Annotated in this window: 15 protein-coding genes; 8 read left to right on the plus strand and 7 right to left on the minus strand. The window is 70.5% G+C overall.

The window, feature by feature from the left end; translation table 11 throughout:
- Nucleotides 1-56 precede the first annotated feature (56 nt).
- A complete protein-coding gene (locus ACIRD8_RS21905) occupies nt 57-881 on the minus strand; it encodes a maleylpyruvate isomerase family mycothiol-dependent enzyme (RefSeq protein ID WP_403993911.1) in 825 nt (274 codons plus the stop codon).
- A gap of 199 nt (nt 882-1,080) precedes the next feature.
- On the opposite strand from ACIRD8_RS21905, the gene ACIRD8_RS21910 reads away from it, so the two are divergent.
- Nucleotides 1,081-1,878 carry a carbon-nitrogen family hydrolase gene (locus tag ACIRD8_RS21910; protein ID WP_403993914.1) on the plus strand — a complete coding sequence of 266 codons (798 nt, stop codon included), beginning with the start codon at nt 1,081-1,083 and terminating at the stop codon, nt 1,876-1,878.
- A gap of 71 nt (nt 1,879-1,949) precedes the next feature.
- Here ACIRD8_RS21910 and ACIRD8_RS21915 read toward each other — a convergent pair whose 3' ends face one another.
- Nucleotides 1,950-2,456, minus strand: a complete 507-nt coding sequence (locus ACIRD8_RS21915; RefSeq protein ID WP_403993917.1) for an LURP-one-related/scramblase family protein — start codon at nt 2,454-2,456, stop codon at nt 1,950-1,952.
- Between the two features lie 64 nt (nt 2,457-2,520).
- Between ACIRD8_RS21915 and ACIRD8_RS21920 the strand changes: the two genes are divergently transcribed.
- Entirely contained in the window at nt 2,521-4,332 is a 1,812-nt protein-coding gene (locus tag ACIRD8_RS21920; protein WP_403993920.1) for an NHL domain-containing thioredoxin family protein, read from the plus strand.
- A 45-nt stretch (nt 4,333-4,377) separates the two neighbouring features.
- On the opposite strand, the gene ACIRD8_RS21925 is transcribed toward ACIRD8_RS21920, so the two are convergent.
- The 3 genes from ACIRD8_RS21925 to ACIRD8_RS21935 form a co-directional block, all read right to left on the minus strand.
- Nucleotides 4,378-4,599, minus strand: coding sequence for a DUF6458 family protein (locus ACIRD8_RS21925; RefSeq protein ID WP_099173346.1), 222 nt, complete (start codon nt 4,597-4,599; stop codon nt 4,378-4,380).
- Nucleotides 4,600-4,714: 115 nt separating this feature from the next.
- Nucleotides 4,715-6,013, minus strand: coding sequence for a M18 family aminopeptidase (locus ACIRD8_RS21930; RefSeq protein WP_403993924.1), 1,299 nt, complete (start codon nt 6,011-6,013; stop codon nt 4,715-4,717).
- Between the two features lie 153 nt (nt 6,014-6,166).
- Entirely contained in the window at nt 6,167-7,993 is a 1,827-nt protein-coding gene (locus ACIRD8_RS21935) for an acyl-CoA dehydrogenase (RefSeq protein WP_403993927.1), read from the minus strand.
- Nucleotides 7,994-8,164: 171 nt separating this feature from the next.
- Here ACIRD8_RS21935 and ACIRD8_RS21940 point away from each other — a divergent pair, with 171 nt between their 5' ends.
- From ACIRD8_RS21940 to ACIRD8_RS21950, 3 genes are all read left to right on the plus strand, one after another.
- The gene (locus ACIRD8_RS21940; RefSeq protein WP_073750539.1) at nt 8,165-8,605 is read left to right on the plus strand and encodes an SseB family protein; all 441 of its coding nucleotides are present in this window, start codon (nt 8,165-8,167) and stop codon (nt 8,603-8,605) included.
- A gap of 188 nt (nt 8,606-8,793) precedes the next feature.
- Entirely contained in the window at nt 8,794-9,750 is a 957-nt protein-coding gene (locus ACIRD8_RS21945) for a pirin family protein (RefSeq protein WP_403993930.1), read from the plus strand.
- Nucleotides 9,751-9,922: 172 nt separating this feature from the next.
- Complete coding sequence (locus tag ACIRD8_RS21950) at nt 9,923-10,993, plus strand: AI-2E family transporter (RefSeq protein ID WP_403994165.1); 1,071 nt, start codon at nt 9,923-9,925, stop codon at nt 10,991-10,993.
- On the opposite strand, the gene ACIRD8_RS21955 is transcribed toward ACIRD8_RS21950, so the two are convergent.
- Nucleotides 10,988-13,111, minus strand: coding sequence for a SpoIIE family protein phosphatase (locus ACIRD8_RS21955; RefSeq protein ID WP_403993933.1), 2,124 nt, complete (start codon nt 13,109-13,111; stop codon nt 10,988-10,990). The genes ACIRD8_RS21950 and ACIRD8_RS21955 overlap by 6 nt on opposite strands.
- Nucleotides 13,112-13,297: 186 nt before the next feature.
- Between ACIRD8_RS21955 and aspS the strand changes: the two genes are divergently transcribed.
- Nucleotides 13,298-15,115, plus strand: coding sequence for an aspartate--tRNA ligase (gene aspS / locus ACIRD8_RS21960; protein ID WP_403993936.1), 1,818 nt, complete (start codon nt 13,298-13,300; stop codon nt 15,113-15,115).
- Between the two features lie 288 nt (nt 15,116-15,403).
- A complete protein-coding gene (locus ACIRD8_RS21965) occupies nt 15,404-16,165 on the plus strand; it encodes a hypothetical protein (protein WP_403993939.1) in 762 nt (253 codons plus the stop codon).
- An 85-nt stretch (nt 16,166-16,250) separates the two neighbouring features.
- Here ACIRD8_RS21965 and metG read toward each other — a convergent pair whose 3' ends face one another.
- The gene (gene metG / locus ACIRD8_RS21970) at nt 16,251-17,864 is read right to left on the minus strand and encodes a methionine--tRNA ligase (protein WP_403993942.1); all 1,614 of its coding nucleotides are present in this window, start codon (nt 17,862-17,864) and stop codon (nt 16,251-16,253) included.
- Nucleotides 17,865-18,011: 147 nt separating this feature from the next.
- Between metG and ACIRD8_RS21975 the strand changes: the two genes are divergently transcribed.
- Nucleotides 18,012-18,665, plus strand: a complete 654-nt coding sequence (locus tag ACIRD8_RS21975; RefSeq protein WP_403994168.1) for a response regulator transcription factor — start codon at nt 18,012-18,014, stop codon at nt 18,663-18,665.
- The last annotated feature ends 2 nt before the right edge of the window (nt 18,666-18,667 follow it).

Raw genomic sequence — 18,667 nt, forward strand, 5'->3', positions numbered from 1 at the left:
GCGGCGGCGGCGCGCCCGTCCCGGTCCGTCACGGACGGGCGCCGCCGGCCGCGGTGTTACGGGGTCACGGCGAAGTGGCGCAGGATCTCGGCCGCCAGCTCCTGGTCACCCTCGATCTTGATCCGGTCCTCCACGGCCCCCGCCCGGACCCGTCCGCAGGCCAGCCGGTAGTACGTCTCCCAGTCCATCCCCAGGGTCGCCGCGGGGCCCAGCGACGGCGCACCGTCGACCGACCCGTGGCCCTCGCCGTCGACCCTGACCGTGCGCAGGAACTCCAGCGGGCCGTGCACGTCGAAGACCACGGCCGAGTTGGGCGGCGCGCCCGCGTCCTTGGCGACCACCTTCGCCAGCCCGATCAGCAGCGTGTCCCGGACGATCAGGGCGCCGGGGGAATCCAGGTTGCCGGGCTGTCCCAGCGTGGTGCGCAGATCCTGCTCGTGCACCCAGACGTCGAAGGCCCGCATGCGCAGCGCCAGTTCCAGTGTCTGCTCGGCGCCCAGGGGTGCCCGCACCATGGTCTCGGGAGCGCGCGACTCGTTGCGCAGCTGACGCATGCGCCGGATGAGCGTGTACTCCAGCTCCGAGGTCATCTCCGGCGCGGTGTGGTGGCGCCGTACGTCGACCTGCATCTCCATGTAGCGCTGGTGGTCGTTCTGCACGTGGTAGAGGTCGCGCGGCAGGGTGTGGATCGGACGGGGGTCGCCGAGCTGCTCGCACTCCATGCCGATGACGTGCGAGACGATGTCGCGCACCGACCAGCCCGGGCAGGGTGTCCGGCGGTTCCACTCCCCCTCTGCGAGTGGCTTGACCAGCTCGGCTATCGATTCGATGGAGTGGGTCCAGGCATCGGCATAGGTCTGGAGGCTGGGATGGACGGTCACGGGACCCCTCGTGCGGTTCTGCGGTGCATGGGCTGAAGAGCAGGGAGTGCCGACGGGAGGGCCGGCACCGACGTCGCTGTCTGCGGGCTGCGTGGGAGGTTCGCTCGCTAAGTTACGCTGCGAGCAGGCACCCCGGCAGTGCTTTCGTGTGACGATCGTAGGCCCGCGTTGACGGCTTCCATGCCAGGACGGTGGTAGTGTGCTCGGCTCCCTCATCCAGATCGCAGTAAACCCGGATGAATCGGTCAATTCCCGTAGAGAGCGCGCGGCTTCACTGGTCGTGGCCCAACGGGGAGCCGACCTGGTCGTCCTCCCCGAACTCTGGCCGGTCGGCGCCTTCGCCTACACCGCGTTCGCCGATGAGGCCGAGCCCCTGCGGGGCCCCACGCACGACATCATGGCGAAGGCGGCGGCCGAGGCCGGCGTCTGGCTGCACGCCGGATCCTTCGTCGAGCGCGCCGAGGACGGCACCCTCTACAACACCTCGCTGGTGTTCTCGCCCGAGGGCGAGCGGGCCGCCTCCTACCGCAAGATCCACCGCTTCGGCTTCGACAAGGGCGAGGCGGTGATGATGGGGGCCGGCGAGGAACTCGTCACCGTCGCCCTGCCGGAGACCACGCTCGGCCTCGCCACCTGCTACGACCTGCGCTTCCCCGAGCAGTTCCGGGGGCTGATCGACGCGGGCGCCGAGACCCTGATCGTCGCGGCCGGCTGGCCGGAGCGCCGCCGCTCGCACTGGACGCTGCTGGCCCAGGCCCGCGCGGTCGAGAACCAGGCGTACGTCCTGGCGGTCGGTTCGTCAGGCACCCATGCGGGGGTCGAGCAGGCGGGCCACAGCATCGTCGTCGACCCCTGGGGCGAGGTGCTCGCCGAGGCCGGCGCCGCCGAGGAGGTGCTCACCGTGGAGTTCGACCCGGCGAAGGCCACCACCACCCGGGAGCAGTTCCCGGCCCTCAAGGACCGCCGCCTGGGTCTCGCGGCGCGGCGCCTGTCCTGAGCCGTACGCAGACGGACCGAGGGCGCCGGTTTCACGTGAAACCGGCGCCCTCGGTCCCTGCCGGCAGCCGGTCAGTCGTCGCCGTGCTCCTTGTCGTGCTCCTTGTCCGCGAGGACGATCACGCACACCGCCACCGCGAGCAGCAGCGGTACATCGGCGTCCTCCCGCACGATGTCGACGCCGTAGGTGTCGCGGACGGTCAGCCAGCGTCGGGAGATCTGGGCGAGCAGCTCACCGTCGTAGTCGATGGCGAACTCGCGGTCCAGGATCTTGCCGCTGACGTCCAGCTCGGTGCCGTCCACCAGGGCCACCCGGTAGTGGTTGCGCAGGAGCGAGAGCCGCTTCCGTTTGATCTTGGCGAGCTCCTCGCCGTTCCGCTCGATGAGCATCGTGTCACGCAGGCTGATCAGCTTCTGGCGGATCTCCACCAGCACCCGGCCGTCCGTGTCCTTCAGCTCGAAGGTGTCGCGGAGCCGCATGGCCTTGCCGTCGACGAGGAAGAGCTTCCGCCCGTCCGCGTCCTCGATCCAGTAGTCGTCGCCGACGCCGAACAGTCGCTCACGTACGAGAAGTCTCATGGATCACAGGTTCCCCGACGCCCCGCCGGAATGCGCGCAGGCCACGGTGCTGTTGACTGGTGGCATGACAGCACGTGCACGTGTCCGCGCCCCCGAACTGATCGGCAAGGGCGGCTGGCTCAATACAGGCGACCGGCAGTACACCCTTGCTGACCTGCGGGGACGCATCGTCATCCTGGATTTCTGGACCTTCTGCTGCGTGAACTGTCTGCATGTGCTGGACGAGCTGCGCGAGCTGGAGGAGAAGCACCGCGACACCGTGGTGATCATCGGTGTCCACTCCCCGAAGTTCGTGCACGAGGCGGAGCACCAGGCCGTGGTGGACGCCGTCGAGCGGTACGAGGTGCACCACCCCGTCCTCGACGACCCCGAGCTCGCCACCTGGAAGCAGTACGCCGTCCGGGCCTGGCCGACGCTCGTCGTCGTGGACCCCGAGGGTTACGTCGTCGCCCAGCACGCCGGTGAGGGCCACGCCCATGCCATCGAGAAGCTGGTCGAGGAGCTGGAGGCCGAGCACGCCGCGAAGGGCACCCTGCGCCGCGGCGACGGCCCCTATGTCGCTCCGGAGCCGGTCGCCACGCACCTCCGCTTCCCCAGCAAGGCGCTCGTCCTCCCCGACGGCGGCTTCCTGGTCTCGGACACCACCCGCCACCGCCTGGTGGAGCTGGACGCCGACGGCGAGACCGTGCGGGGCCACTTCGGCGCCGGTGAGCGCGGATTCGCGGACGGCGGCCCCGAGGAGGCCAGGTTCAGCGAACCGCAGGGTCTCGCCGTCCTGCCCGACGGCCGGATCGCCGTCGCGGACACGGTCAATCACGCGATCAGGGCGCTCGACCTCGCGACGGGCCTGACGACCACGCTCGCCGGGACCGGCCGCCAGTGGTGGCAGGGCTCCGCCACCAGCGGCCCGGCCGGTGAGGTGGACCTGTCGTCGCCGTGGGACATCGCCTGGTTCGAGGACCGGCTGTGGATCGCGATGGCCGGGGTGCACCAGCTGTGGACGTACGACCCCGCCGAGGGCACGGTGCGGGTCGCCGCAGGAACGACCAACGAGGGTCTGGTCGACGGGCCGGGGGACGAGGCGTGGTTCGCGCAGCCGTCCGGTCTGGCCGCGGCCGGGGACCGGCTCTGGGTCGCCGACTCCGAGACCTCCGCGCTGCGTTACGTGGACCGGGAGGGCGCGATCCACACCGCCGTCGGTACCGGTCTCTTCGACTTCGGCCACCGCGACGGCCCGGCCGGCCAGGCACTCCTCCAGCACCCGCTGGGCGTCACGGCGCTCCCGGACGGCTCCGTCGCCGTGAGCGACACCTACAACCACGCGCTGCGGCGGTACGACCCGGAGAGCGGCGAGGTCACCACGCTGGCCACGGACCTGCGGGAGCCGAGCGACGCGGTGCTGGTGGACGGCGACCTGGTGGTCGTCGAGTCCGCGCGGCACCGGCTGACCAGGCTGCGGCTTCCCGAGGAGGCCGTGCGCGTCGCGGACCGGGCCCACCGCACCCAGCGCGCGGCCACCGAGGTCGCCGCGGGCACCCTGCGGCTGGACGTGGTCTTCCAGGCCCCCGCCGGGCAGAAGCTGGACACCCGGTACGGCCCCTCCACCCGGCTGCTGGTCTCCTCGACCCCGCCGGAGCTGCTGGCCGAGGGATCAGGACCGGGGACGGACCTGAGCCGTGACCTGGTCCTCGCGGACGGGGTCACCGAGGGCGTCCTGCACGTGTCCGCGATGGCGGCGTCCTGCGACGACGACCCGGCGAACGAGTACCCGGCCTGCCATGTGCACCAGCAGGACTGGGGCGTCCCCGTGAACGTCACCGCCGGAGGGACGTCCAGGCTCCCGCTGGTGCTGGCCGGGATGGACGAGCAGGGCTGACGGCGGACCGGCAGGCGGCGCCACGCCGCCTGCCGGGGCGCGGCGTCACCGGTAGCGGCGCTCGTCCTCCGAGACGACCGTGGTGGTGGGCGGCACGACCATGCGGCGGCGGCGCGCGATGCTCACGTAGACGAAGACCCCGACGAGGCCGACGAGCATCATGATCCAGCCGACCAGGTCGACGTTGACGGTATCCATTTCCCAGTCGGTGGCGAAGGCCAGAATCGCTCCGGCACCGATCAGGAGAATGCATCCTCCGAGTCCCATGATTTCCGCCTCCTCGACGGCCCGGTGAATCCGGGCCGGTGTACGGGTCGCGTACCCGGCCCGGTAACAACCATGTCCACGGAGGCGGTTGGGGCGGTCGAAGGCGGTGCGGGGGTCAGCCCGCGAGGAACGCCGTGAGCGAGTTGGCCAGGAGGTACGGGTCGTCGGCGCCGCACAGTTCGCGCGCGCTGTGCATGGACAGGATCGCCACCCCGATGTCGACGGTCCGGATGCCGTTCCGGGCCGCGGTGATCGGGCCGATCGTCGTGCCGCACGGCATCGAGTTGTTGGAGACGAACGTCTGCCACGGCACGCCCGCCTTCTCGCAGGCCGCGGCGAACACGGCACGGCCGCCGCCGTCGGTCGCGTAGCGCATGTTGACGTTGACCTTGAGGATCGGTCCGCCGTTGGCCACCGGGTGGTGCGTCGGGTCGTGCCGCTCGGCGTAGTTGGGGTGGACGGCGTGGCCGGTGTCCGAGGAGAGACAGACGCTTCCGGCGAAGGCCCGGGCGCGGTCCTCGTACGAGCCGCCACGGGCGAACACCGAGCGCTCCAGGACCGTGCCGAGCAGCGGGCCGTCCGCGCCGGTGTCGGACTGGGAGCCGTTCTCCTCGTGGTCGAAGGCGGCCAGCACGGGGATGTACGGGAGCTCGGCGTCCGGCTGTGAGGCCACGGCGGCCAGGGCGGCCGTCGCGGCGTGCACCGAGAGCAGGTTGTCCATGCGCGGACCGGCGAGCAGCTCACGGTCCCGGCCCAGGTAGGCGGGCGGCTCGACGGCGTGCGGCATGAGGTCCCAGCCGGTGACCTCCGCGGGGTCGACGCCCGCCGCCTCGGCGACGAAGCGGATGAGGTCGCCCTCCTCGACCTCACCGAGGCCCCAGATCGGCTGCATGTGCTTCTGGCGGTCGAGCTTGAGGCCGTCGGGGTTGGCGGACCGGTCCAGGTGCACGGCCAGCTGGGGGACCCGCAGCAGGGGCCGGTCGATGTTGACCAGCCGGTGCGTGCCGTCGCGGAGGGAGAGGCGGCCGGCGAGACCGAGGTCCCGGTCCAGCCAGGTGTTCAGGAGCGTCCCGCCGTAGACCTCGACGGCGATCTGGCGCCAGCCGTACGCGCCCGTGTCGGGCAGCGGCTTGACCCGGAGGTTGGGGGAGTCGGTGTGGGCCCCCACGATCCGGAACGGGGTGTGGGCGTCGGCGCCCTCCGGCACGTACCAGGCCACGATGGCGCCGCCCCGCAGGACGTACTTCCCGCCCAGGGAGGCGTCCCACGCGTCCGTCTCCTCGACCTGCCGGAATCCGGCCTTCTCCAGCCGTGCGGCGGCCGCGGCCACCGCGTGGTACGGGGAGGGGGCGGCCATCAGGAAGGCCATCAGATCGTCGGTGTGCCCGCGGTCGAAGCGGAGGGGAGAGCTCATGTTCCTCACTTTAACGACGGCGGACCGGGACGTTTAACGGTGTACGACGGCGGGCGCGGCCCCGTGTCCGGAAAGTTGTCGGCTACGCCGACGGCGCCGCCACCCGGGGTGTCCGGGTGGCGGCGCCGGGTGACGGACGCGCGAGGGCGAGGACTAGAACGCGGCCTCGTCCAGCTCCATCAGCGAGTTGTCGACGGCCTCGGCCAGCGCGCGCTCGGCGGAGACGCCCGGCAGGACGTTCGCGGCGAAGAACTTCGCCGCGGCGATCTTGCCCTGGTAGAAGGCGGTGTCCTTGGCGGAGGCGTTGCGCAGCTTCTCGGAGGCCACGACCGCGCTCTTGAGGAGCAGGTAGCCGACGACGACGTCGCCGGAGGCCATCAGCAGGCGGGTCGTGTTGAGGCCCACCTTGTAGATGTTCTTGACGTCCTCGCCGGTCGCGGTGAGGTCGGTGATCATCGTGCCGACGATCGCCTCCAGGTCCACCGCGGCCTTGGCGAGGTTGTCCAGCGAGCCGGAGAGCTCCTCGTTGCCCTGGGCGCTCGCGAGGAACTTCTTGATCTCCTCGGAGAGGATGTTCAGCGAGGCGCCCTGGTCGCGGACGATCTTCCGGAAGAAGAAGTCCTGGCCCTGGATCGCCGTCGTGCCCTCGTACAGGGTGTCGATCTTGGCGTCGCGGATGTACTGCTCGACCGGGTACTCCTGGAGGTATCCGGAGCCGCCGAAGGTCTGGAGCGACTGCGCGAGCTGCTCGTAGGACTTCTCCGAGCCGTAGCCCTTGACGATCGGGAGCAGCAGGTCGTTGAGGCCGTTGAGCGCCTTGGCGTCCTCGCCCGCGGCCTCCTTGACCTGGATCGCGTCCTGGACGGAGGCGGTGTACAGCACGAGGGAGCGCATGCCCTCGGCGTACGCCTTCTGCGTCATGAGGGAGCGGCGCACGTCGGGGTGGTGCGTGATGGTGACCTTGGGGGCCGTCTTGTCCATGAACTGCGACAGGTCGGTGCCCTGGACGCGCTCCTTGGCGTACTCCAGCGCGTTGAGGTAACCGGCGGAGAGGGCCGCGATGGCCTTCGTGCCGACCATCATGCGGGCGAACTCGATGATGCGGAACATCTGGCGGATGCCGTCGTGCTTGTCGCCGATCAGCCAGCCCTTGGCGGGGTGCTGGTCGCCGAAGGTCATCTCGCAGGTGTTCGACGCCTTGAGGCCCATCTTGTGCTCGACGTTCGTCGCGTACACGCCGTTGCGCGCACCGAGCTCGCCGGTGGTCCAGTCGAAGTGGAACTTCGGGACCAGGAAGAGGGAGAGGCCCTTGGTGCCGGGGCCGGCGCCCTCGGGGCGCGCCAGGACGTAGTGGAGGATGTTCTCGGACATGTCGTGCTCGCCCGAGGTGATGAAGCGCTTCACACCCTCGATGTGCCAGGAGCCGTCCTCCTGCTCGACCGCCTTCGTGCGGCCGGCGCCGACGTCCGAACCGGCGTCCGGCTCGGTCAGCACCATCGTCGAGCCCCACTGCTTCTCGACGGCGATCTCCGCGATCTGCTTCTGCGCCTCGTTGCCCTCGTCGAAGAGGATGCCGGCGAACGCGGGGCCGGAGGAGTACATCCAGACCGCCGGGTTGGAGCCGAGCAGCAGCTCCGCGTAACCCCAGATCAGGGAGCGCGGGGAGGTCGTGCCGCCGATCTCCTCGGGCAGGCCCAGGCGCCAGTACTCGGAGTCCATGAACGCCTGGTACGACTTCTTGAAGGAGGCCGGGACGGGCGCGGTGTTCGTCTCGGGGTCGAAGACCGGCGGGTTGCGGTCGGCGTCGGCGTACGAGTCGGCGAGCTCGTTCTCCGCGAGGCGGGTGACCTCGTCCAGGATGCTCTTCGCGGTGTCGACGTCCATCTCCGCGAACGGACCGGTGCCGTACAGCTTGTCGCGCCCGAGGACCTCGAAGAGGTTGAACTCGATGTCGCGGAGATTCGACTTGTAGTGCCCCATGGGAAGGCTCCGTAATCAATAGCAGTGGCGCGCAGCGCCCCGTGGAGGAGTGAGGATCGGGCGACGGACGGCCTGGCGTGGGTATATCACCTGACCCCCACGATGATGCTACCCGTCAGTAATAAGACGCAACCCCTCAAGGCACAGATGTGTCCGATTACTCTTTGCGGCATGTATGGCTACGACCAGAACCCGGGCGCACAGCAGCAGATGGGCGGCGGCTACGGCGAGCAGCCGTTGTACCCCGAGCCCTCGCCGCCGTCCCTGGCCGACGCGGTACGGGCCTTCACGACCGGATCGCTGTCCGCCGAGGACTTCCAGCAGATCTTCGCCACGGCGAAGGTCTACTGCCCGCGCGGCGACAACCCGGGCTTCCTGGCCCTCCACAACACCCAGCAGCCGGTGATCCCCATGTTCACCACGCTCAAGGAGCTCCGGAGCTACGCCGGCAAGGAGTCCAAGTACTTCGTGATCACGGGGGCCGAGGTGATCGACCTGCTGCCGACGGGCTACGGCTTCGTCCTGGACATGGAGGGCGATCACCGCATGGTCTTCGACGCCAAGGCGGTGGAGCAGATGGTCGACTTCGCGATGCGCCGCATGTACGGCTAGACGCCATTGCTGCGCAGACGGCTGAGCGGCGCCCGCCGCACACCGGCCGCCCGAGGGCCCGCACCGGAAAGGTGCGGGCCCTCGGTGCTGTCCGGAGGGGCGGGAGCGGCGGCGGGAATGGATGTCGCCTTGCTAGATGTTCACCGTTCAACTAAATTGGGATCAGAAGACTCCCGGAGGTGGCTCCCATGCCCGCAGTGACCGTCGAAAACCCGCTGACCCTGCCGAAGGTCGCGGCCCAGGCCGAGGCCGTGGCGCGCCCCGTGCTGACCGTCACGACCGCGCCGAGCGGCTTCGAGGGCGAGGGGTTCCCGGTGCGGCGCGCCTTCGCCGGGATCAACTACCGGCACCTCGACCCGTTCATCATGATGGACCAGATGGGTGAGGTGGAGTACGCCGCGGGTGAGCCGAAGGGCACCCCCTGGCACCCCCACCGCGGCTTCGAGACCGTCACGTACATCATCGACGGGAGCTTCATCCACCAGGACAGCCACGGCGGCGGCGGGGCCATCGAGAACGGCGACACGCAGTGGATGACCGCGGGCAGCGGGCTGCTCCACATCGAGACGCCGCCCGAGGCGCTCGTCATGTCCGGCGGCCTCTTCCACGGCCTCCAGCTCTGGGTGAACCTGCCCAAGGCCGACAAGATGATGGCGCCCCGCTACCAGGACATCCGTGGCGGCCAGGTCCAGCTCCTCGCCTCCCCCGACGGCGGTGCGCTGCTCCGCGTCATCGCCGGTGAGCTCGACGGTCACGAGGGTCCGGGCATCACCCACACCCCCATCACCATGGTCCACGCGACGGTCCGCCCGGGCGCCGAGGCGACCCTGCCCTGGCGCGAGGAGTTCAACGGCCTCGCGTACGTCCTCGCCGGGCGCGGGAGCGTCGGCGCGGAGCGCCGGCCCGTCCGCACCGGGCAGACCGCGGTCTTCGGCAAGGGGTCCTCGCTGACCGTCCGCGCGGACGAGACGCAGGACGGCAACACACCGGACCTGGAGGTCGTGCTGCTCGGCGGGCGCCCGATCCGTGAGCCGATGGCGCACTACGGGCCGTTCGTGATGAACACCCAGGACGAGCTCAAGCAGGCCTTCGAGGACTTCCAGGCCGGCCGGCTCGGCAAGGTCCCGGCCGTCCACGGCATGTGACCCGCCCCGGCCGTCCACGGCGGTGGACGGCCGGCGGGCCACGGCGCGGTCGACCCGCCCTGCCGGACGTACGGGTGACGGCCCGTCACCCGTACGCCCGTGCGGGAGGGACACCGCTCCCCGCCCGTGATCGGGTGGGAGGGTGTCCACCCGGAAGCTGCCCACCCGGAAGCTGCCCGCCCGGAAGCCCCTCCTGCCCGACGTGGCGCGGCGGACGGCCGCCTGGTGCGGTGTTCTGCTGCTGGTCGCCGGTGTCGCGGCGGTGGCCGTCTGGCTGTGCGTGACGCTCAAGACCGCGGTCACCCCGGTCCTGCTGGCGCTGCTCGGCACGGCACTCCTCGGGCCCGTCCACCGCTGGCTGACCGCCCACAAGGTGAACAGATCGGTGGCGGCCGGGCTGACCTGCGCCGCGCTCGTCGCGGTCGTCGGCGGCGCCGGGTACATCGTGGTCACCGTCCTCGTCGACACCGGCGACCAGATCGTGGCCTCGCTGAAGGAAGCCGCACAGTGGGTCATCGACCACTTCGACATCGCGGGCGTCGCCGATGTGGACGACCTGGCGGAGAACGCCAAGAACCTCGTCGAGAAGTTCGGCGCGAGCGCGGCGGGGGGCCTGCTCACCGGGATCAGCCTCATCGGCTCGCTCGTGACCACCGCCGTCCTGGCCCTGCTGCTGACGTTCTTCTTCCTGCGCGACTCCGACCGGGCCGCCCACCTCGCCCACGCGGTCGCCCCGCGCGGGACGGGCGCCCTCGTGGAGGCCATGGGACGCAGGGCCTTCGAAGCGGTCGAGGGGTTCATGCGCGGCACCACCTTCATCGCCCTGATCGACGCGCTGTGCATCACGGTGGGCCTGCTGATCCTGCGGGTGCCCGGGGCGGTGGGGCTGGGTGCCCTGGTCTTCGTCGGCGCCTACATCCCGTACCTCGGGGCTTTCATCTCCGGTGCCGTCGCCGTGGTGGTGGCGCTCGCCGACCGGGGCTTCGTGATCGCGCTCTGGGCGCTGGGAGTGGTGCTCGCCGTCCAGGTGCTGGAGGGCCATGTGCTCCAGCCCCTCATCCAGAGCCGTACGGTCCAGATGCACCCCGCCATGGTCATGATCGCGCTGACCGCGGGCGCGAGCGTCGCGGGGCTGCTGGGCATGCTGCTGGCGGTGCCGCTGTGCGCCGCGGGGTTCGGGGTGATCGGCGAGCTGCGCAAGGCGGCCGGCGGCCGGGGAGGCGCGGTCCCCGAGCGCTCATGAGCCTGCGGAGCCGCCGAGCTCCGCGGGCTCCGCCGACTCGTACAGCTCGAACCAGATCGATTTCCCCTCGCCGCGCGGGTCCACCCCCCACGCGTCGGCGAGCATCTCCATCAGCACCAGTCCGCGGCCGCTGGAGGCCATCTCCCCCGGCCGCCGCTTGTGCGGCAGTTCGTCGCTGGAGTCGGCCACCTCTACGCGCAGCCGCCGCTCGCCCCGCTCGCCCCTCACCTCCGCCACGAGCAGCGCGTCCCCGTCCGTGTGGACGAGCACGTTCGTGGACATCTCGGAGACCATCAGCTCCGCGGAGTCGACCTGTTCCGCGTCCGCCCAGTCGTGCAGCAGCTCCCGCAGCTGCTGCCGGGCCGACGCGACGCGCTCCGGCTCGGCCTGGGCGATGGTCATGGCCGAGCGCCGCCTCGGCGTCCTGCGGGTCCGCGCTCCGTCGCGGCGCAGCACCAGGACGGCGATGTCGTCCTCACGGCGGTCGACCAGCGGCCCGGTCGTGTAGTGCGAGTCCGGGCCGTGCACCGTCCGTACGAGGGCGTCCGCGAGCTCCTCCAGGTCCTCGGCGTTCTTCTCCAGGACCGGCCTGAGCCTGGTCCATCCGGTGGCCATGTCGTGTCCGCCGGTCTCGATGAGCCCGTCCGTGCACAGCATGATCGTCTCGCCGGACCCCAGGACGACGCGGGTCGTCGGGTAGTCGGCGTCCTTCTCGACGCCCAGGGGCAGCCCCCCGGCGGTCTGCCGGATCACCGCGGTGCCGTCGACGCTGATCACCACCGGGTCCGGATGGCCCGCCCGGGCGACGTCCAGGGTCCCGGTCTCGGGATCGGCCTCCGCGTACAGGCAGGTCGCGAAGCGCGTCGCGTCGGAACGGTCCTCGCCGTCGGCGAGGTCGTACGTCTCGGTCAGCCCGAACAGGAACCGCGAGGCCCGGGAGAGCACGGCGTCGGGGCGGTGCCCCTCGGAGGCGTAGGCGCGCAGGGCGATCCGCAGCTGGCCCATCAGGCCCGCCGCCCGCACGTCATGGCCCTGGACGTCACCGATGACGAGGGCGATACGGCCGTTGGGGAGCGGGATCACGTCGTACCAGTCGCCGCCGACCTGGAGCCCTCCTCCCGTCGGGATGTAGCGCGCCGCCACCGTCAGGCCGGGCACATCGGGGCCGAGGGACGGCCTCATCGCCCTCTGGAGGCCCAGCGACAGTTCGCGCTCGGTCTCGGCGGCACCGGCGCGGGTCAGCGCCTGTGCCAGCATCCTGGCCACCGTCGACAGCACGGAGCGCTCGTCCGGCGAGAAGGCCACGTTGTGCCGGAAGCCGGCCATCCAGGCACCCGTGGTGTGCCCGGACGAGATCAGCGGCAGAAAGGCCCAGGACTGGCGCCCGAACTCCTCGGCGAGGGGCCAGGTGGCCGGGAAGCGCCGCCGGTACTCCTCGGGCGACTCCAGGTAGATCGCCTGGCCGGTCCGTACGACCTCGGCGGCCGGGTAGTCGGTCTCCAGGGGCATGTCGGTGAACGGCTTCTCGTCGCCGACGTTGTGCCCGTGGTGCCCGATGACCGTCAGCCGCTCGCCCGAGACCCCGAAGACGGCGAGTCCGTCCGGCGAGAAGCCGGGCATGGAGAGCGAACCGGCGACCCTCAGGACCTCCTCGGTGGACACCGCCTCGGCCAGCGCCCGCCCCGCGTCCAGCAGGAACGCCTCGCGTGACCGCCGCCAGTCGCCGGTGAGCGGCGTGTGCGCCGCAGTGGCCTCCGGGGGCTGGGCGACCTCCTGGAGGATGCCCATCAGTACGTACGCGTGGCGGCCCGGGGTGTCCAGCGGGACCGGCTTGGACCGGGTGCGCACCGTGCGGACGACCGCGCCCTGCTCGTCCACGATGCGCATCCTGGCCTCGGCCACCGTGCCCTCCGCGATCGCGAAGTTCACGATTCCGTCGATCTCCTCCCAGTCGGCGGGGTGGAAACGGGGGCGCACCTCCTCGCCGGGGCGGATCGTGGCCTCGGCGGGCAGTCCCACCAGCCGCGCCGCCTCGGCGTCGAGCGTGACCGTCCCCGACGAGCTGTCCCAGCTCCACAGTCCGGTCCCGATCGCAGCCAGGATCTCCTCGGTGCGCATTGCCCCACTTTAGGAAGATGTTCTGCGCGGTCGCCACCGAGGGAAGGCGCACGACAGCCGTCCCCGGGAGGCCGTCGGGCACGCCTCGGACAGCCGTGCGGCAACAATGCCAATGAAGCGGTGCGTCCACGGGCGGTAGCCTGGGGTGTCATTCCACCCCCGACCGCGAAGACTGGATGAACGACGATGCATCGGTACAGGTCCCACACCTGCGGCGAGCTCCGCGCCTCTGACGTCGGCACCGACGTCCGGCTGAGCGGCTGGCTGCACAATCGCCGAGACCTGGGCGGCATCCTCTTCATCGATCTGCGTGACCACTACGGTCTGGTGCAGCTCGTCGCCCGCCCCGGCACGCCCGGCAACGACGCCCTGGCGAAGCTGACGAAGGAGACCGTCGTCCGGATCGACGGCAAGGTCTCCGCGCGCGGCGCCGACAACGTCAACCCGGAGCTCCCGACCGGCGAGATCGAGATCGAGGTCACCGAGGTCGAGGTGCTGGGCGAGGCCGGCCCGCTGCCCTTCACGATCAACGCCGAGGACGGGGTCAACGAGGAGCGGCGCCTGGAGTACCGCTTCCTCGACCTGCGCCGCGAGCGCATGCACCGCAACATCATGCTGCGCTCGGCCGTGATCGCCTCCATCCGCTCCAAGATGGTGGCCCTCGGCTTCAACGAGATGGCGACGCCGATCCTCACCGCGACCTCCCCCGAGGGCGCCCGTGACTTCGTCGTCCCGTCCCGGCTGAACCCGGGCAAGTTCTACGCACTCCCCCAGGCGCCGCAGCAGTTCAAGCAGCTGCTGATGATCTCCGGCTTCGACCGCTACTTCCAGATCGCGCCCTGCTTCCGCGACGAGGACGCCCGCGCCGACCGTTCGCCGGGCGAGTTCTACCAGCTCGACGTCGAGATGTCGTTCGTCGAGCAGGAGGACGTCTTCCAGCCGATCGAGAAGCTCATGACCGAGCTCTTCGAGGAGTTCGGCAACGGCCGCCACGTCACCTCGCCGTTCCCGCGCATCCCCTTCCGCGAGTCGATGCTGAAGTACGGCAACGACAAGCCGGACCTGCGGGCCAAGCTGGAGCTCGTCGACATCTCCGACGTCTTCGCCGACTCCGGCTTCAAGGCGTTCGCCGGCAAGCACGTCCGCGCCCTCCCGGTGCCGGACACCGCGGGCCAGTCCCGGAAGTTCTTCGACGGCCTCGGCGAGTACGCCGTCGAGCACGGCGCCAAGGGCCTCGCCTGGGTCCGCGTCGGCGAGGACGGCACGCTGGCCGGCCCGATCGCGAAGTTCCTCACCGAGACGGACGTCAAGACCCTCACCGAGCGGCTGTCCCTGGCCCCCGGCCACGCGGTCTTCTTCGGCGCGGGCGAGTTCGACGAGGTCTCCAAGATCATGTCCGCCGTCCGTGTCGAGGCCGCCAAGCGCGCCGGCCACTTCGAGGAGGGCGTCTTCCGGTTCTGCTGGGTCGTCGACTTCCCGATGTACGAGAAGGACGAGGACACCGGCAAGATCGACTTCTCGCACAACCCCTTCTCGATGCCCCAGGGCGGCCTGAAGGACCTGGAGGAGAAGGACCCGCTGGACATCCTCGCCTGGCAGTACGACATCGTCTGCAACGGCATCGAGCTGTCCTCCGGCGCCATCCGTAACCACGAGCCCGAGCTGATGATCAAGGCGTTCGAGATCGCCGGTTACGACCGCGAGACCGTCGAGCACGAGTTCGCGGGCATGCTCAAGGCCTTCCGCCTCGGCGCCCCGCCGCACGGTGGCATCGCCCCGGGCGTCGACCGCATCGTGATGCTGCTGGCCGACGAGCCCAACATCCGCGAGACGATCGCCTTCCCGCTCAACGGCAACGCCCAGGACCTGATGATGGGTGCGCCCACGGTGCTGGACGAGACCCGCCTGCGTGAGCTGAACATCCAGCTCCGCAAGCCGGCCGCGCCGGCGAAGGAGAAGGCCGAGGCCAAGGACTCGGTGGCGAGGGACACCGGCGCGAAGTAAGCGTCAGCAGTTCCGCTTCGGTTCCACGTGAAACAGCCTCCGGCCACCGGCCGGGGGCTGTTTCGGCGTAGGGCGGGATCCTCCGGTGGCCCCTCGGCGGAGGGCCCGGAACCCATGGCGGTTCCGGGCTCTTTGCCTGCGTACGGGTGGACCCTGCCGGACTTCCCGGCCCTCGGGTGCACGAACCGGGTACATCCGGATGGCCCCGGTTCCGATTCGGCGCCGTCGGGCCCGGCAAGGACTGGCACGGGAAGTGCTCGTCCGCCCCCGACCGAGGAGTCCCGCACCGTGTCCGTCCCGCGTCGTCCGTACGTCCTGCTCGTCGCCCTGTTCCTGCTGGTCATCGGCTGTTCCGCCGGGGCGGTGCAGACCACCGACCCCTCCGCGCCCCGCGGCGCGGCCGCCCCCGAGGCCTCGCCCGCCCCGCCGCGCCCCGTGGAGAGCCTCCGCCCCCCTGCGGAGATTCCGGATCTGGGCCCGCAGACCCGGGCGCAGATCCCGGCCACGGCCCGGCAGGCCGTCGTGGTGACCGGTCAGGGCCCCGATTCCAACCGTTCCGCGGTCACGCTCTACAGCTTCGACGACCCCGCTCTCGGCTGGAGACCCGGGGCGGGCCCCTGGCCCGCCCACAACGGCATGGAGGGCTGGACGGACCACCATCTCGCCGATGACCTCCGCTCACCCGTCGGGGTCTTCGGCCTCACCGACGCGGGCGGCAGGCTGCCCGACCCGGGCGCGCTGCTCCCGTACGACGAGCAGCACCGCTTCGCGGTGAGTGGCGAGGGCTTCCTGGGGGAGCCGCTCGAAGGCTCCTTCGACTATGTCGTCGCCATCAACTACAACCGGATCCCGGGCACCAGTCCGCTCGACCGCACCCGGCCGCTCGGTGAGGAGAGGGGCGGCGGCATCTGGATCCACGTGGACCACGGCGGGCCCACCCAGGGCTGTGTCTCGCTGACCGAGGACCGGATGCGGGAGCTGCTGCTCACCCTGGACCCCGCGAAGAACCCCGTGATCGTGATGGGGGACGCCGCGTCGCTGGCCCTGTGACGACGGAACACGCGCCGGTGGGCGACGCGGAGGAGCCCGGGTCCGGATGTGTCCGGGACCCGGGCTCCTGCCATGCGTACGCCGCTTACGCGGGCTTCTCCTCCAGACGCGGGAACAGCACCGCGCCCTTCGTGACCGTCGCGCCCACGGGCAGCTGGCCCCAGCGGCCCGCGTCCTGCACCGGCTGGTCGGCCAGGGTGCCCAGGGACGCCTCGGCGCCCAGGGACTCCCACAGCTTCTGCGAGGTGTCCGGCATGACGGCGTTCAGCAGGACCGCGACACCGCGCAGGGAGTCGGCCGCCGTGTACAGGATGGTCGCGAGCCGGGCCTGGCCCTCCGGGGAGGTGTCCTTGGCGACCTTCCAGGGCTCCTGCTCCGTGATGTAGCCGTTGACCTGCTTCACGAAGTCGAAGATCGCCAGGATGCCGCCCTGGAAGTCCAGCTCCTCGCCGATCTTCTGATCGGCGGAGGCGACGGCCTTGGCCAGGCCCTCCTGGACCGCCCGCTCCGCGTCACCGGCGGCCGTGGCCTCCGGGAGCGCCCCGCCGAAGTACTTGCCGACCATGGCCGCGACGCGCGAGGCGAGGTTGCCGTAGTCGTTGGCGAGCTCGGAGGTGTAGCGGGCGCTGAAGTCCTCCCAGGAGAACGAGCCGTCGCTGCCGTACGCGATGGCCCGCAGGAAGTACCAGCGGTAGGCGTCCACGCCGAAGTGCGAGGTCAGGTCCTGCGGCTTGATGCCGGTCAGGTTCGACTTGGACATCTTCTCGCCGCCGACCATCAGCCAGCCGTTGGCGACGACCTTGCCGGGCAGGGGCAGGCCCTGCGCCATCAGCATGGCCGGCCAGATGACCGAGTGGAAGCGCAGGATGTCCTTGCCGATCAGGTGCACGTCCGCCGGGAAGGTGCCGTCGAACTTCTCCTGGTTGGCGCCGTAGCCGACCGCCGTCGCGTAGTTGAGGAGCGCGTCGATCCACACGTAGATGACGTGCTTCGGGTCCCACGGCACCGGGACGCCCCAGTCGAACGTGGAGCGCGAGATCGACAGGTCCTGCAGGCCCTGCTTGACGAAGTTCACGATCTCGTTGCGGGCGGACTCGGGCTGGATGAAGCCCGGGTTGGCCGCGTAGAACTCCATGAGCTTCGGGCCGTACTCGCTGAGCTTGAAGAAGTAGTTCTCCTCCTTGAGGAGCTCCACCGGCTTCTTGTGGATCGGGCACAGCTTCGTGCCGTCCTCGGCCTCGATCAGGTCGCCCGGGAGCTTGTACTCCTCGCAGCCGACGCAGTACGGGCCTTCGTACCCGCCCTTGTAGATCTGGTCCTTGTCGAACAGGTCCTGGACGAACTCCTGCACACGGTCGGTGTGCCGCTTCTCCGTCGTACGGATGAAGTCGTCGTTCGCGATGTTCAGGTGCTCCCAGAGGGGCTTCCAGGACTCCTCGACGAGCTTGTCGCACCAGGCCTGGGGCGTGACGTTGTTCGCCTCGGCCGTGCGCATGATCTTCTGACCGTGCTCGTCCGTGCCGGTGAGGTACCACACCTTCTCGCCGCGCTGGCGGTGCCAGCGGGTGAGCACGTCGCCTGCGACGGTCGTGTAGGCGTGGCCCAGGTGAGGAGCGTCGTTGACGTAGTAGATGGGGGTCGATACGTAGTAACTCTTCACCACGTCGCGCTCTTGCTTCTCGGATCCAGTGGCCGCCATGGTCGAAATCCTAACGGCCCGTGGGAGATCCACTCACATCGATAACGGCGGCCCGGGGCGCGGAGAGCTTTGCGAAACATCCTTTCCCGTACCAAAGACGCATCCTGGGAGGAGTGGGCACGCGTGCACGAGGCAGGGGACAACACGATGCGGGTACTGGTCGCCGAGGACGAGGAGATTCTGGCGGAGCTGGTGGCGACCGGGCTGCGGCGGGCCGGATTCGCCGTCGACACCGTGTACAGCGGCGACGCCGCGCTCGCCTACCTCGGGCTCCACGACTACGACGTCGTCGTCCTGGACCGCGACCTCCCCCGGGTGCACGGTGACGACGTGGCCCGCAGGCTCGTCTCCGCCGGCTCGCGGACCAGGATCCTGATGCTCACCGCCTCCGGGACGATGGAGGACCGGGTGGAGGGGCTCGACCTCGGCGCCGACGACTACGTGAGCAAGCCCTTCGAGTTCCCCGAGCTGGTGTCCCGGGTGCGCGCCCTGCGACGGCGCAGCGCCCGCCCTGTGCCGCCGCAGCTGGAGAGACACGGCATCCGGCTCGACAGTGTGCGCCGGGCCGCCACCCGTGACGGGCGGGACCTGGACCTGTCGCCGAAGGAGTTCACCGTCCTTCAGCTGCTGCTGGAGGCCGACGGGGGCACGGTCAGCGCGGAGGAGCTGCTGGAGCGTGCCTGGGACGCCCATACCGACCCCTTCACAGGCGCCGTCCGCGTCTGCATGAGCAAGCTGCGCGCCAAGCTCGGGGAACCGGCGCTGATCCGCACCGTCCAGGGCGTCGGATACACCCTGTGAGC

It is taken from the genome of Streptomyces sp. NPDC102451 (genome assembly GCF_044765485.1).
In the GTDB taxonomy this organism is placed as follows: domain Bacteria; phylum Actinomycetota; class Actinomycetes; order Streptomycetales; family Streptomycetaceae; genus Streptomyces.